Origin of the sequence: Candidatus Symbiopectobacterium sp. NZEC151 (genome assembly GCF_025962655.1) — a bacterium.
In the GTDB taxonomy this organism is placed as follows: Bacteria; Pseudomonadota; Gammaproteobacteria; order Enterobacterales; family Enterobacteriaceae; genus Symbiopectobacterium.
This window is the reverse complement of record NZ_JAGFPE010000004.1, coordinates 177,016-191,864: the sequence shown is the minus strand read 5'-3', so window position 1 is coordinate 191,864 and position 14,849 is coordinate 177,016. Positions and strand designations below refer to the sequence as shown.

General features: G+C 57.1%; 9 protein-coding genes. 2 read left to right on the top strand and 7 right to left on the bottom strand.

What is annotated here, in order from left to right; translation table 11 throughout:
• Window positions 1-215: 215 nt before the first annotated feature.
• The gene (ssnA, locus tag J5067_RS14210; RefSeq protein WP_264651380.1) at window positions 216-1,544 is read right to left on the bottom strand and encodes a putative aminohydrolase SsnA; all 1,329 of its coding nucleotides are present in this window, start codon (window positions 1,542-1,544) and stop codon (window positions 216-218) included.
• Between the two features lie 3 nt (window positions 1,545-1,547).
• On the bottom strand, window positions 1,548-4,655 hold the full coding sequence (gene ygfK, locus J5067_RS14205; protein ID WP_264651379.1) for a putative selenate reductase subunit YgfK: 3,108 nt from the start codon (window positions 4,653-4,655) through the stop codon (window positions 1,548-1,550).
• 346 nt (window positions 4,656-5,001) lie between these two features.
• On the opposite strand from ygfK, the gene J5067_RS14200 reads away from it, so the two are divergent.
• A complete protein-coding gene (locus J5067_RS14200; RefSeq protein ID WP_264643539.1) occupies window positions 5,002-5,811 on the top strand; it encodes an XdhC family protein in 810 nt (269 codons plus the stop codon).
• Between the two features lie 4 nt (window positions 5,812-5,815).
• Here the strand turns inward: J5067_RS14200 and hydA are convergent, their stop codons facing one another.
• Together hydA and dpaL are read right to left on the bottom strand one after the other, a co-directional pair.
• Entirely contained in the window at window positions 5,816-7,216 is a 1,401-nt protein-coding gene (hydA, locus tag J5067_RS14195) for a dihydropyrimidinase (RefSeq protein WP_264643540.1), read from the bottom strand.
• 29 nt (window positions 7,217-7,245) lie between these two features.
• Window positions 7,246-8,442, bottom strand: coding sequence for a diaminopropionate ammonia-lyase (dpaL, locus tag J5067_RS14190; protein ID WP_264643541.1), 1,197 nt, complete (start codon window positions 8,440-8,442; stop codon window positions 7,246-7,248).
• Between the two features lie 363 nt (window positions 8,443-8,805).
• Here dpaL and J5067_RS14185 point away from each other — a divergent pair, with 363 nt between their 5' ends.
• Complete coding sequence (locus J5067_RS14185; RefSeq protein ID WP_264643542.1) at window positions 8,806-10,566, top strand: sigma 54-interacting transcriptional regulator; 1,761 nt, start codon at window positions 8,806-8,808, stop codon at window positions 10,564-10,566.
• Window positions 10,567-10,579: 13 nt separating this feature from the next.
• Here J5067_RS14185 and J5067_RS14180 read toward each other — a convergent pair whose 3' ends face one another.
• From J5067_RS14180 to J5067_RS14170, 3 genes are read right to left on the bottom strand one after another with little or no spacing between them, the layout of a single operon-like run.
• Window positions 10,580-11,149 (bottom strand): NTP transferase domain-containing protein, encoded by a 570-nt coding sequence (locus J5067_RS14180; protein WP_264643543.1) that lies wholly within the window; start codon window positions 11,147-11,149, stop codon window positions 10,580-10,582.
• Between the two features lie 19 nt (window positions 11,150-11,168).
• Window positions 11,169-11,627, bottom strand: a complete 459-nt coding sequence (locus J5067_RS14175; RefSeq protein WP_264643544.1) for a (2Fe-2S)-binding protein — start codon at window positions 11,625-11,627, stop codon at window positions 11,169-11,171.
• A gap of 3 nt (window positions 11,628-11,630) precedes the next feature.
• On the bottom strand, window positions 11,631-14,840 hold the full coding sequence (locus tag J5067_RS14170; RefSeq protein ID WP_264643781.1) for a molybdopterin cofactor-binding domain-containing protein: 3,210 nt from the start codon (window positions 14,838-14,840) through the stop codon (window positions 11,631-11,633).
• Window positions 14,841-14,849: the final 9 nt, after the last annotated feature.

The window sequence follows — 14,849 nt, the reverse complement described above, 5'->3', positions numbered from 1 at the left end:
TACGCTCATTCACCCGAATCACTTACTTGAGTAAGCTCATCGGGATTCATTCGCTTGCCGCCTTCCTGCAACTCGAATTATTTAGGGTATAGAACAACAGCGATGACGTTATTTTCGCAGGTTAGTAATTATTTTGATATTCATCCTCCGCAATTGCGGAGGATGAAGAATAATTGAGTGTCTTTTTTTATTATTTCAACCGTATTTTTATTTTATTACGCGAGATTATCCATACGTTGCCATAATTTCTCCGCGGCCTGACGTGCGTGGAAATAAATCTCCTCGACGTCAAACGGGAAACAGCGATTTTCATACACCAGATTCCCTGCCACCATCACACTGTGCACGCTGGCGGAATTCAGTGCGAAGGCCAAATGCCCGGCCAGATTTTCAGCACACAGCGGCGTCGGGGAGTGGTAATCGCAAATGGTTAAATCGGCCTGATAACCCGCAGCCAATGCGCCAAACTGCGCACCAAAGTTACATTCCAGCAACAGGTTACCGTTATGCAGAAAACGCAGGAAACTGTCTGGCCACAGCGTGCCACCTGCATCGCGGTGCTTGAAGCAAGCGAATTTCAACTCTTCAAACATATCCGCACCGATACCGTCGGTTCCTAAGGCCACATGGCGATACTCCGCCAGACGCGGGTTGTACCCCACCTGATTGTTCATGTTGGAACGGGCGTTATGCACCAGACAAGCATCAAACTCATTGATCACCGCCACGTCCTGCGCCGAAAGAAACAGGCCGTGCGCGATCAGGCTTTTCTCGTTCAGCAATCCCGCCCGCGCCAGTCGCACCATCGGATCAACACCATAATGGTGATGACTGTGAGACACATCATAGCGGTCTTCCGCAACGTGAATATGCAGCCCGCGCCCCGTGCTCTGAATCGCATCGGCCAACAGTTCCAGTCCGGCATCGCTCAGCGTGAACGGCGCGTGAGCCCCAATATGCGCCTCCACCAGATAGGGCGTTTTGCCCGACTTTTTATCCAGATCGATACGGTGAGCAAAACGGATATTTTCTTCCACGCCGCGCCGCAATTCATCCAGCCCGCCATTGCGATCGGTGGTTTCATAGCAGGTCATACCACGCAAACCGGCAGTGAGAAAGCCACGGCGTAAAATATCCAGCGATCCGCCGATCAGCGACGGGGAGGCATGGTGATCGATAACCGAGGTGCAACCTTGTTTAATCGCTTCCAGTGAGCATACCAACCCGCTGTAATACAGCGACTCTTCATCCAGCGCGCGGTCCAGTTTCCACCACAGGTTCTTTAGCGTGGAGATAAAATCCGGACAGGGGTCAATACGCGCCAAAATGCCACGTGCCAGCCCGGAGTAAAAATGGTTATGGGCGCAGACGATGCCCGGCATCACCAGCCGCCCCTGCATCTCTTTCACTGTCGCCGCCGGATAGCGCGCCGTCAGGTTTTTTCCCACCGCCACGATCGCCGTGCCGTCAATGGCGATATCCACGCCCTCATCCACCCGAGCGGGCTCAAACTGCACCGCCGTTGCGTTACGCAAAATCAGCATGAATTACGCCTCCACCGCGCCAAGTAAATAGTGATGATGTTGATAAACCGTTGAAATAATGCGGCACATGTCTGCCAGCTCCGGTGGGGCACTGGCAATATGGCCGTGCGGGTCAATCGCCAGGTGATAGACCTGCTGCTCATGGCGTACCAGAATGCCATCTTCATCCAACAGGAAACCAGGATTGCTGCTGGCGGCAAAGTCCTCACGCAAATTGAAGATGGTGACTTTATCGCGGTAAGGTTTGCCGTCCCACGGGCAGAACTGGGCGCAGTTACCGCATTCATTGCAATAGGCATCAATATGCAGCGTTTGGAACCGGTCACGAAAACCGGGTACCGCAATGGAGATATTGGCGCGGTTAGGGCAAACATCCACACACTTGGCGCACACATAGTTACACGACAGGCACCGCTGTGCTTCTTGCTGGGCAAACGCATCCTGCTCATCCGTTGCGATCAGTTGGACGTCTATCGCCCCTTTGCGGCGATAGATATCCGCCGGATCGGTATTCAGCCAGCGTTTGGCCGCATGATCGTCACGAATATTCTCACGCAGCAAAATCGCATCCGTCGCGCGTCGCGCCGCACCGATTGCCGCCACAATGGAAGCCGGACCGCTTTGCGCATCACCAATCAGAAACACATTATTGCGCTGCGTTTCCTGCGTTTTGCTATCCACCACCGGGGCACCCTTGGCCGACAGGGGAATCCCCATCTGTGCCAGCGCCGCATAATCCGGCTCTTCCCCAACGGCGGAGATAAGGGCATCCAGATGCAGCACGTCGGTGCGCTCGGTCGCCAGCGGACGGGCCCGCCCCTGCGCATCGGGCTCGCCGGGTTGCATCACCCGTAGCGTCACAGCACCGTCGCTATCAAACCGTTCCGGATTCACCCAAAAGCGGAATTCAACCCCAGCGTGACGCGCCTCTTCCACTTCTTCGCGCCAGGCAGGCATATCGTGCTCACCGCGACGGTAGAGAATGGTGACCTGCTCAACGCCGGGTACACGCAGCGCGGCGCGCGCGCAATCCATCGCGGTATTCCCCGCGCCGACAACACCCACGGAGCGCCCGAGCGTGAGTGATTCAGCCCGGTTGAAACGCCGCAGAAACTGAAATGATGACCACACTGCGGGGTTATCCCCGGCCAGCGCCACATCGCGGCTACGGTAGGCCCCGGTACCGACACAGACATAGGAAAAGCCGCGCTGGTGCAACGCCTCAATCGTCAGTCCGCTGTCGCAACCATATTCAAATTGCACGCCGTGCTGCGCGACAAAATCAATATCGTGTTGGATCTTTTCCGCCGGAATACGGAACTGCGGCACCACGTGGCGTACTACGCCACCGGCACTTTGCTCACGCTCGAATATCGTGACCGGATGCCCTGCACGCGCCAAAAAATACCCGGTTGCCAGCCCTGCCGGACCGGCACCGATCACCGCCACCGGATGACGGTTGCCAGAACCGGCCGGTTTGCACCAGCGCTGCTGATATCCCGACCAGCCTTTTTCCAGCGCAATACGTTTCACTTCACGGATATTTAACGCACTGTCGTAATCCAGTCGGGTACAGTTGGACTGGCACTGGTGATCGCAAATGTGACCGGTAATGGCTGGCAGCGCGTTACGCTGATAAATCAGTTCCAGCGCCTCGGTATAGCGCCCCGCGCCGGCCAGACGCAGGTATTCGGGAATATCCTGATGGATAGCGCAGGCGCTGACACAGGGGGCGACGTAACAATCGGACGGCGGTAAAACGCCACCGGCATCAATGGTCTCTTCCCGCTTCCAGGCTTTCTGGTGGTATTCCGCCGTTAGCGCCGCCTGCGCCAGCGTCTCTAACCGTGACACGTCCACCGCGCTCATCGTCCAGCCCGCAGAGTTTTCAAGCTGTTGCGCACAGGCCGCCAGACGCAGGTACCCACCGGGTTTCAGCAGATCGGTCGCCATGGTAATGGGATGAATACCGGTTTCATGAATCGCACGGATATTGAGCTGACTGGCCCCGCCGGAATAGGAGATGGGCAGTTTTCCGTCGAAATGGCGTGATAACACCGCTGCGACGTTAATCGAAATGGGAAACAACGCCCGGCCCGACATGTACATTTCATCGCCCGGTAGACGGTGTTTATGATTGCCAGCACCCAGCGTGTTGGTCAGTTTTACGCCGAATTCCAACCCCTGTTGGTGTGCCAACGCCAGCAGCCGCTCCAACATGCCCAGCGCTCGGTCTAGCGGCAAGTCATGCAGGAAAGAGGACTCTTTTAATTGGATATAATCAAACCCGCAGCCATCCAGAATTTCGCGAACGCGCGCATAGCCAAGCAGCGTCGGGTTCAGTTTCACAAAGGTATGCAGGCCCTTTTCTTCCAGCATATAGCGGCAAATCGCTTCGATTTCGTCGGGAGGGCAGCCGTGCATGGTTGATAAGGTCACGCCGGTGACCAGCCGGGAAGGAATACGCTCCGGTAGCATTGCCAGTGCAGTGCTGTCAGGGTGCACCACACCATCGAACAGGGTATCAACGTTCGCGATCCACTGCGCCAGCGTCTGGCGATAGCGCTGAAAGGCGGGTGAATCGGCGGCATCCATCAGGGTGGCAATAAACGTTTGCATCGGGGCTTGTTGAATGCCTTTCAGGTCATAGCCTACGCTCATATTGAAAATAAATGAGCGGCCTTGTTCAGGCGTGCGCGGGGCAAACAGACACTCCAGCAACCACAGGGCAAACCACGCTTTGAGATATTCATCGGCGGCTTTTACCAGCGTAAATTCGGTAGACCATTCGGTATTGAACCCTTCATCCTGCGCATCAATACAGGGTTTTTCCAGCTCCAGTTTGTCCAGAATCTGCACCGTTTTCAGTTCAATAAAACTGCCGCCGGTCAGCCATGCGGTAATGATATTTTGCGCCAACTGGGTATGCGGACCTGCCGCTGGCCCCACCGGGGTGTCGCAGACTTCGCCGAACACGCGCATTTGCCGAGCGGGATTGCGGCGATAGAACTGGCTCTCAGGGATGCCAAAAATAGAGCGACTTTGCTGGTATTCAGAAAACATTCTTTCCAGCAATTGCTCAAACGGAATGGGACGCATCACATCACCCACATTGCTCTCCTTTATTGGTTCTTTTTTTAAAATAAACCGAACGACATTGTTATTGTGGTTAAAGCAATATGCAGGCCAGAAATAGGCCGTCGGGGAGCGCGGCGTGGGAATAAGGCGCTATAGCGTGTTCTGCTGACCAGACGAAATACCTATGCCGAGGGTGAAAGGGCGGGATGCTCAGGGTTAGCATCAGGTTTTTGCAAATTAATAATCGCATTTCTCATTTTGAGAAAATAACCGGGGTTTCCCCGCGATGCCCCGCGTCATTACGCGCCAAAATAACCCCATACGCAGGCACAGAATTTGCATTACTCCCTTATCAGTCATGATTTATGCGAGGTATGCAATGGGGCTTTTTACTCAGGCAGCGGAATTGGAAAAAAATAACCGGGCTTTTGCCTTTATCCAGATCGTCGAAAGCCGGGGCTCTACACCGCGCCACAATGCCAGCATGCTGGTTGATGAAGACGGCAACAGTCTGGGAACCATCGGCGGCGGGATGATGGAGCGGTTGGTGCTGGAGCAAGCGAAAGAGGCGCTAGCGCAAGGGCAATCCCGCGTATTTAGCGGGCGCATGGCGCGTCAGGGCGAAGGTGCCGTTGGCTCGGATTGCGGTGGCGCCATGAAGATACATATCGCGGTGCAGCCACGCCGGCCGCAATTGGTGCTGCTGGGTGCGGGCCACGTGAACCGCGCCATCGCCGTGGTGGCCGCCCCGCTCGGCTTCGAGGTAGCGCTGATGGATACCTGGAAAGAGAATCTGGATCACCCGGATCTCCCGCCTGCCAGCCGCAAATTACTGGTTGAGAGTTTCACTGCCGGTATCCAGCAGCTGACACTGGATGATAACTGCTATGTGGTGATCGCCACCAACCATCAGGACAGAGAAGCGTTGGAACACACCATCGGCAGTCCGGTGCGTTACCTTGGCTTGCTGGCCAGCCGAAGAAAGATCCAGACCTTCCGTGCCGAGCTTGAGAAGCGAGGCGTCGATGCCGCTGACATCGCTGCGCTGCGATCGCCGATTGGGTTGGATATCGGGGCGGAAACCCCGGAGGAGATCGCCATCAGCGTGATAGCGGAAATTCTTCAGGTGAAAAGTGGTGCCAGCGCGGTATCACTCCAGTCCACCACGCTGGCTGTCGTATCAAAATAGCCTATCAGAATAGTGTCTTCACCAACGCGGCGTTAAACGGCTTGCGGCGCAGAAAGCGCCCATGCCCGGCGCGGCCGGTGAACACACCCTCACGCCACACCACCTCACCGCGGCTCAAGGTCATGATCGGCCAACCCTGGCATACCATGCCCTCATAGGGAGAGTAGTCGCCGTTATCATGCATCTCATCGTGCCGCAGCGTAACGCGCTGGTGCGGATCAAACAGCACCAGATCGGCATCCGCACCGGGCATCAGGTTACCTTTCTGCGGCCACAGGCCAAACAATTGCGCCGGACGCGTGCTGGTCAAGGCGACAAACTGCTCAGGACTGATTATCCCCGTCGATACACCGTTCGAATAGAGTAATGCCAGTCGATTTTCCACGCCTGGCAACCCGTTCGGACAACGGCTGAAATCCCCACCGGAGAGCATGTGACGTTGATGCAGTGAAAAATTACAGTGATCGGTCGCCAGCGTGGCGATACTGCCCTCTGCCATCCCTTGCCACAGCGCGGCCTGCTCTTCCTGTCCGCGCAACGGCGGGCTGAGGATGTATTTCATCCCGTCAGGGTCTTGGTAACGTTGCTCATCCAGCAGCAGGTATTGTGGGCAGGTTTCTGCCCACACCGGCTGCCCGTTGCGCTGCGCCAGACGGATATAATCCAGCCCCAATGCGTTGGACAGGTGAACGATATACAGCGGCGCGCTATCCGCTAACGACGCCAGGTTAATCATGCGCGCGATCGCCTCCGCCTCACAAGCGACGGGGCGACTCAAGGCGTGATACATCGGCGCGGTGTTCCCCTGTTGCACAAAGGCATCACGACGCCATCGAATCGCCGCATCATTTTCCGGATGTACCGTGGTTAACGCGCCCACCTGACGCAGCCGCTGCAACGCCTGCAACACCGCCGCGTCATCCAGTTTGTACTGATAGGTCAGGTAAAGTTTGAAGCTGCTGATCCCTTCTTGCTCCACCATCGACGCCATTTCATCCAGAATAGCATCGTCGACATGCTGCACCACGCCGTGAAAGCTGTAGTCGATCGCCGCCTGCCCCTCTGCATAGGCATGATAGCGCCCCAATTGATGATGCAGGTTGCATCCCGCCGGACCAAAGCCCATATGATCGACAATAGTCGTGGTGCCGCCGCACGCCGCCGCACGCGTGCCGGAAAAAAAATCATCGCAGCTGCGGCCAATGCCGACATCGATATTGAAATGGGTGTGTACATCAATACCACCGGGCATCACCTGATACCCGGTTGCATCAATCACCGCCATCTCGGGCGTGATGGCGATATGGGGTTCACGCCGTACGATCCGCCCCTGTTCGATCAGCAGATCCTCGTGATACTGCCCCTGATGATCGACCAACGTGCCGCCTTTGAGTAAGCGCTGCATAGCATTCTCCTGCATCAAGTTGAAGACGGTTAATCCATCAAAGGACGGCCTTCCCACACCACTTCGCGATAGTGTTGTCGATCGGTATCGCCTTCAGAACTGACTACCAGCACACAGGAGGAGGAATCCAACCCCAACTGTGCCAGCAACGCTTCTCGATCCGGACTGTGCAGTATCGCCGCCAAGACGCCCATACCGACAGCGCCCGATTCACCGGACACGATGCGCGCATCCTGCCCCAGCGGATTGCCCAGCACCCGCATACCCAGCGCGGTGACGCGGTCTTCACAGGAGATAAACTGGCGGGAACAATCTCGCAGGCGCGGCCATCCTAACGGGTTGGGTTCACCGCAGGCCAACCCCACCATCATGGTGTCCATCGCACCGCCGACAGCGACGATCTCCCCGTGTTGCGCTGAGCGGAACAAACAGTCAGCGCGATCGGGCTCCACGATCACCGCATGCAATTTATCTGCACCATAGCAATTCACCAGATAATCCAGCACCCCCGCCGCCATCGCACCCACGCCAGCCTGAAGAAAAACGTGCGTCGGTGTCGGCCAGTCGTTCTCGGCAACCTGTTCTACCGCTTCCACCGCCAGCGTCGCATAACCTTGCATTATCCAGGCAGGGATTTTTTCGTAACCTGGCCAGGCGGTGTCCTGTACCACTTCCCAGCCCTTTTCTTGCGCGGTTTGCATGGTCAGGCGCACGGTATCGTCATAGTTCATATCAGTGACGATACATTCCGCCCCCAGCCCGGTGATGTGTGCGACACGCTCCGCAGACGCCCCCTTGGGCATATAGACCACCGCCTGTTGCCCTAACGCGTTGGCCGCCCAGGCAACGCCTCGACCGTGATTGCCATCCGTGGTGGTGGCAAAGGTAATGCTTTCCGCCAGTGCCGCGCGGCCTTGCTCAAACGAAAAATCCTCCAGGGAGAAGTGGTATTTTTCGCACACGCAGCGGGCGATGGCATAGGCACCGCCGAGAATTTTGAAGGCGTTGAGCCCGAAACGTTGAGATTCATCTTTCACCAGCACCTGCCCCACGCCCAATTCAGCCGCAAACGCCGTCAGCGAGTGCAGCGGCGTCGGGCGATAACCCGGCATCCGTTGATGAAAGTTGCGCGCCTGTTCCGCCTGTTCCCGGCTGAACAGTGCTGCGCCGTGCGGCGTAAAGTGAGCGTTGTCGGCAATCTGCATCCGTAGTGAAAACGTTGACATGTTGGCATCCTGATTTTGATTAATGAATTCATCGCTATTCCCTATCCATACATCAATATCTGTGCCAGTTTGTAGTTGCAGCGCCCAGTGCAATGTCGAATAATCGAAAACAGGAGATCACTGTGAGAATGAACGAGTTTCTTCTGCACGGGATTCCCGCCTTCGCGGGAATGACGCCTTCCTTCGTCATCCTCGGCGAAAGCCGGGGATCTCTGTGAGAATGAACATGTTTCTTCTGTAAGGGGTTCCCGCTTTCGCGGGAATGACGGAGGGGAACGGGAATGACGGAGGGGAACGGAAATGACGAATTCTCAAAATGAGAAACAGCCGCGAGGCGCTTTACCCGATATAAGAGCGTAGCCCATGACCAGCCAGACCCTGTCTCTGATGCACATCCAGCCCACCATTCGGCATTTCACCCAGATGCTCAGTCAGGTATTGCGGCTGGAAGTGGAGATCGTTGATAACCGGTTGCTGCGCGTGGCAGGCAGTGGACCCTATCGTAACCGCATCGGCCATCCCTCGGATAACACCCGCCTGCTGCAATACGTCATTGATAACAAGCAAGAGAAAGCGGTTATTCACTCGCAGCACGATCCGATTTGCCAGGGTTGTGGTCAGTACGGCAACTGCGGCGAGCTGGCGTTTCTTGGCCTGCCGGTGATGCACGGTGAGCGCTGTCTGGGCGTCATCAGCCTTGCGGCCATCAATGCAGAACAGCAGCAGCGATTGCAGGACAATATCAGCGTATTTTCCGATTACGTTCGCCATATCGCTTCACTGCTGATCGCTAACCTGACGAAGAATCCCACTGCCAATGATGGCATGGATGTGCTGTTCACCACGCTCATCAACAGCATGGATCAGGGCATTCTGGTACTGGATGAGCGTGGCATTATGACGTTTGCCAATCAGAATGCGCTGACGCTGCTCAACGCCCGTTGGGAAACCCTGGCCAACACGCCGGTGACCATCCGTCCGTTGGTGGCCAGCAAAGATTTCGCCAACGGCAATGCACAGCATGTGATCGCCTTTGCCGCACAGCAGGAAGTGGTGATCGGGCAGCATCATAACGGTAACAACCGGCAGTTGTTCCTGTTTGCTTTCCACCAATCTGAACGTCCCGCGCCACTCAATGAGGCAGACAGCGAACCGCGTATCGGCCAGTTTATCGGCAATGCACCGGCGGTACAGGCGCTGAAACAGCACATCGCGCGTTTTGCCGATAGCCCCTCCAGCATCATGATCACCGGTGAGAGCGGCAGCGGTAAAGAAGTTCTGGCGCGTTCCATTCATCAGGTGGGACGGCGTAGCATGCACCCTTTTATTGCCATCAACTGTGCGGCGATCCCTGAGCATCTGCTGGAGAGTGAACTGTTCGGCTATGTTAAAGGCGCATTTACCGGTGCCGCCCCGAATGGCAAGGCGGGGCTGATTCAGTCCGCCCATCTTGGCACCTTGTTCCTCGACGAGATTGGCGATATGCCGTTAACGTTGCAGGCCAAGCTGCTGCGAGTACTCGAAACGCGCGAAGTGATGCCGCTGGGAGCCAGCAAGCCAGTGGCGGTGGATATCCGCATTATTTCTGCCACCCACCAAAATTTGACGCGCGCGATCGAAGCGGGAAACTTTCGCGAGGATCTCTACTACCGCCTGAAGGTGATACCGGTCGAGATCCCACCGTTGCGCGAGCGCACGGCAGATATCGAACTGCTGGTGCACCACTTTCTCAATCTGCACACACGCCGTATTGGCAGCACCTACCCTGGCGTGAGCCGCGAGGTAATGGCCTTGCTGCGAGATTATCGCTGGCCGGGCAATGTGCGTGAATTGAGCAATCTGGTGGAGTATCTGGTGAATATCGTGCCCGACGGCGAGGTGATTGATCCGACGCTGTTGCCGCCGCATTTTCATCGCGCCACAACCCCCCCGTTGCCCGCCGTCGAAGCGGTTACAGCAACAACACCCGCCGTGCCCCCGAGCCTGAAACAGCTGGAACACCAGCGCATTATCGAGGCGTTAGGTCGTGGCGTGAACAAAGCACAACTGGCGCAAGAGTTGGAGATCAGCGTGGCGACGCTGTATCGCAAAATCAAAAAATACGGGCTAGGTGATATTCACTAGCCCGCTCTCATCGCTAACGCCGCCGGAGCAACTGCTGGTACTGTTCCGGCGTATCCATATCCCAATGAATCGCGCTCTCCGATACGGGCACCCGCCGTTGGCCGTGACAGGTAATCAGCGTTTTCATCGAGGTGTGGTTATCCGCCGCCAGCACCGCATCGCGCAGGGCGGGTGGCAGCAATACCGGGTGCCCTTTCCCTTGAGCATATTCCGGAATCAGACAGGTCGCATCGCGCTGTTGCCACAGCGTGCGATACACCGCCCCGCTGACGGCAGGCATATCCCCCAACGCCAGAAAGAAATGCCCGCCGCCGAGCGCCGCCGCACCACAGCGAATGGAGGAGAACATCCCCTCGGTAAAATCCTCGTTATGGCACAGCGTGATGCGCCCATTGTCGCCATAGCGCCAGTTCAGTTCAGCACCGCGAAAACCGGTCACCAACACCACGCGATCGCAAAAGGAGAGTGCCGCCGCCAGCGCGCTGTCGAGCACCGTTCCTTCCCCCCAGGGCAGCATCATTTTCCACTGCCCCATACGGCTGGAAAGCCCGGCCGCCAGCATCAGACAGACTTTCTCACTCATGCAGCCAGCTCCACCAGCATCACTGTGCCAACACCGCTTTGATCGAGGTGATAATCGGCTGATAGCCCGTGCAGCGGCACAGGTTGCCCTCCAGCGCCTCGCGAATTTCTTCATCATTCGGTTGAGGGTTGGCATCCAGCAAGGCCTTGGCGCTGATCAACACGCCGGGCGTACAAAAGCCGCACTGCACGCCACCGTGGCGAATGAAGGCCTTTTGCAGTTTTACCCCGACAGGATCCTGATGCAGTGCTTCGACCGTGGTGATTTCAGCGCCATCGCACTGTGCCACCAGCAACAGACAAGAGCACACCGCACGCCCGTTCATGATCACCGAGCAGGCACCGCACTCACCGACGGAACAGCCTTCTTTGGTGCCGGTCAACCGACGGTCTTCACGCAGGTAATCCAGCAGGCGCGTATTGTCATTCACCGTGGCCTGCACCCGAATGCCGTTAATCTTCATTGCTACATCAATCATCTGTCACTCCTGCTGCGCCAGTCCTGTCATTACCTGACGGAACATGTCGAGATAAACTGGGATTTTGTAAGGTGCCGACCAACGACCACCAATCGCATCGGTGACCAGGGTTTCCAATGCTGCTGCGGCATTATCAATCACTGCCAGTGTCGGCGCGTGCCCCAGCAGCGCCTGCTCGACTACCGTCAAGCGCTGTGGCTTGCCAAACACGGCGCCATCGACCAAACGGCACAGTTCGATGTTGCCGTGCGCGTCCAATCGAAACAGCGCGGTGAGGCTTTGGCGCGTGATATTCACGGCAGTACGCCGCCCCAGTTGCAGATAAAAAGGGTGCAATGCGCCCGCCGGAGGCGGCGGGAGGATAATGCGTGTGAGTAATTCGCCGGGTTGTAGCTGGGTGCGATAGCCGCCGGTGATAAAAGACGCCAGTGGGACGCGGCGGCATTCACTGGCAGTACGCAACTCCACCTCAGCACCATAGACCATCAGCGGCGGCACGGAATCCGCACAGGGGGCGGCATTGACGATATTGCCGCCAACGGTCGCCCGGTTGCGCAGTTGCAGCGAACCCACCGTGCGACAGGCGGTTACCAGCAGCGGGTAATGGCGCTGCAACCGTTCATCGCAGACCAGATCGGTAAAGCAGGTGCCTGCTCCGATAGTAAGGGCGTCACCTTCAGCATCAATTCCGCGTAATTCGCGCAAGCTGGAAATATTCACCAGCCGCACCGGCGTGGTTTTTAAACGCGCCTGCACCAGCACATCTGTGCCGCCGGCCAATACCTGGGCACCGGGTTGGGCCAACAGCGTTAACGCCTGATCCAGACTGGCGGGCTGGTTCACCTCAAGGGTATTGAGACGCAGCACCTGCTTACGTTCACCGTCATGGGCTTGCACTTCACTCTGGCGTGCCGGTTTTTTCAGGTTGTAGCCCAGCCGTACCTGTTCCAGCGTCAACGGCAGCGTGCGATTCCAACGGCCAATGGCGAAACTGACCGCATTGTTGAGCGCGGCACCGCCCAGTTCCAGCACCGGCTCACCAATCACCTTGGCACCGTAAGGCCCGGCCTTATCGTGATTTTCTACCGCAATCACGTTAATGTTGGGGATATCGCGAATCGTCGGCAACAGGTAGGTGTCGAAGTTCTCGGATTTCACTTCCCCGTTTTCGATATTGAAATCTTCCAGCATGCCGTAGCCGATCATCCCTTGCACCACGCCGCCGTATACCTGCCCTTCAAACCCCACGCGGTTCACCACCTTGCCCACGTCGTGTACCGCCGTGATATCCAGCAGCGTGATTTTCCCGGTACGGGTATCCACCGCGACATCTGCCACCTGACACCCGTATACCCAGGTAAAATAGGGGCTGCCGCAGCCTTTTTCCTCATCCCAGTGAATGGAGGGCGCGACATGCCAGCCATAGGCGGAGAGATTGGCACCGGTCGCCTTGGTGAGCGTCACCACCTGAGCGAAATCCATGCAACGCGTCAGGTTGGCACGGTTGAACACCTTGCCGTCGCGCCACATCAGGGAGTCCACGCCACTTGCCCCCAGTTGTGCAGCAACCGCATCTGCCATGCGCTGTTTGATCTTGCTGGCGGCATTGAGCACCGCTTGCCCGCCCATCAGCGTGCCGCGCGAGGCAACGGTCGAGCCGCCGTCAGCTATCATCGCGGTCGCCGGATCGGTAAAGGTTATCCATGAGAGCGGCAGGCCGAAGGCTTCCGCCGCAATCATCGACATCGTGGTTTGCAATCCTTGACCATTCTCAGACACTGCCGTGGAGATATTGACGCTGCCATCGGCATTGACCTGAATCAGCGCGGATGACGCATCCAGCCCTTCCGCACCGAGCGAACAGCCACGGTGGCTTAACGCCAGACCGATGCCGTATTTGATCGGCCCCCCCTGCGCATTCAATAGCTGATAGCGTTCGCGTTTTGCCATAAATTCAACGCTGTTAGCCGCTTTCGCCAGCACTTCCTCGGCAGAGACCGTGTGTTCGCTGAACACCTGTCCTGCCATGCTGGTATCCCCTTGTTGCAGGATATTACGCTGACGCAGTTCAAGCGGTGACAGGCCAAGCGCCGCCGCCACTTCATCCATCAGCGACTCGTTCGCCAGAATCACCTGCGGCGCACCAAAACCGCGAAACGCCGAGGTGTAGTTGTTGTTGGTGTAGACCCCCGTGACATCAACGCGCACATTCGGAATGCGGTACGGCCCCGCCGCCTGCACCGAACTGCGCCAGGTGACAAACGGCGTTTGCCCGGCATAGCTGCCACCATCCGCCAGCACCTCAATCTTGATGGCTTGAATACGTGCCTCGTCATCCAGACCGATTTTGTATTTCATCTTGTACGGGTGGCGTTTATAGCTCTCCCGCATCGATTGCTCACGGTTGTAGGTAAATTTGACCGGCCTGCCCGTTAAGTGACACAACAGCGCCGCACGGCACGCCAGGTGGTCAATAATGTCATCTTTGCCGCCAAACGAGCCGCCAACGATCGCCCGCTTGATGTTGACGCGCGCTTGCGGCAAACCGAGGTACTTCGCCACAAAACCGCGCACGCGGTGCGCATTCTGTACCGACCCTGACAGCGTCATGATCTGCTCGTTATCGTCGATCCAGGCAATGATCGACTCCGGTTCAATGTAGGCGTGCTCCTGATACCCCACCTCATAGTCCCGTTCGAAAATATGGCTGGAGGCCGCGAACCCTGCGTCAATGTCACCTTTGATGGTGTGGTGGTGATTGATCACATTGCTGGCGCTGCCCGGGTGAATCAGCCGTGCATCCGGTTTTAGCGCGTCTTCTACGCGGGTGATGGGCTCAAACGGCGTGTAGCGCACGCTGATTCTATCCGCAGCCTGACAGGCCGCTTCGTAACTTTCCGCTGCAATCACCGCAATCACATCGCCGCGAAACGCAATATTCTCATTCACCAGCGGCGGATAGTCGGCCATCACCACGCCAATGTGACTTTCGCCGGGTACATCGCGCCAGGTGGCAATTTTCACCACGCCCGGCACCTGTAATGCGGCGTCGAGATCGATGTCCTCCACCCGCCCCGCCGCGATATCTGCATAGCGACACACGCCGTACAACATGTCTTTCAGGACGATATCATCACCGTACACCGCGCTGCCCTTGACCTTGGCCAAGCCATCCACGCGCGGCACTTCATGGCCGACCACTTGCATTTCCATCACGTCTTT

Coding starts and splice junctions, on each gene's coding strand:
- J5067_RS14185 (WP_264643542.1), top strand. CDS start 8,806: ATGACCAGCCAGACCCTGTCTCTGATGCACATCCAGCCCACCATTCGG.
- J5067_RS14200 (WP_264643539.1), top strand. CDS start 5,002: ATGGGGCTTTTTACTCAGGCAGCGGAATTGGAAAAAAATAACCGGGCT.
- dpaL (WP_264643541.1), bottom strand. CDS start 8,442: ATGTCAACGTTTTCACTACGGATGCAGATTGCCGACAACGCTCACTTT.
- J5067_RS14180 (WP_264643543.1), bottom strand. CDS start 11,149: ATGAGTGAGAAAGTCTGTCTGATGCTGGCGGCCGGGCTTTCCAGCCGT.
- hydA (WP_264643540.1), bottom strand. CDS start 7,216: ATGCAGCGCTTACTCAAAGGCGGCACGTTGGTCGATCATCAGGGGCAG.
- ssnA (WP_264651380.1), bottom strand. CDS start 1,544: ATGCTGATTTTGCGTAACGCAACGGCGGTGCAGTTTGAGCCCGCTCGG.
- J5067_RS14170 (WP_264643781.1), bottom strand. CDS start 14,840: ATGGAAATGCAAGTGGTCGGCCATGAAGTGCCGCGCGTGGATGGCTTG.
- J5067_RS14175 (WP_264643544.1), bottom strand. CDS start 11,627: ATGATTGATGTAGCAATGAAGATTAACGGCATTCGGGTGCAGGCCACG.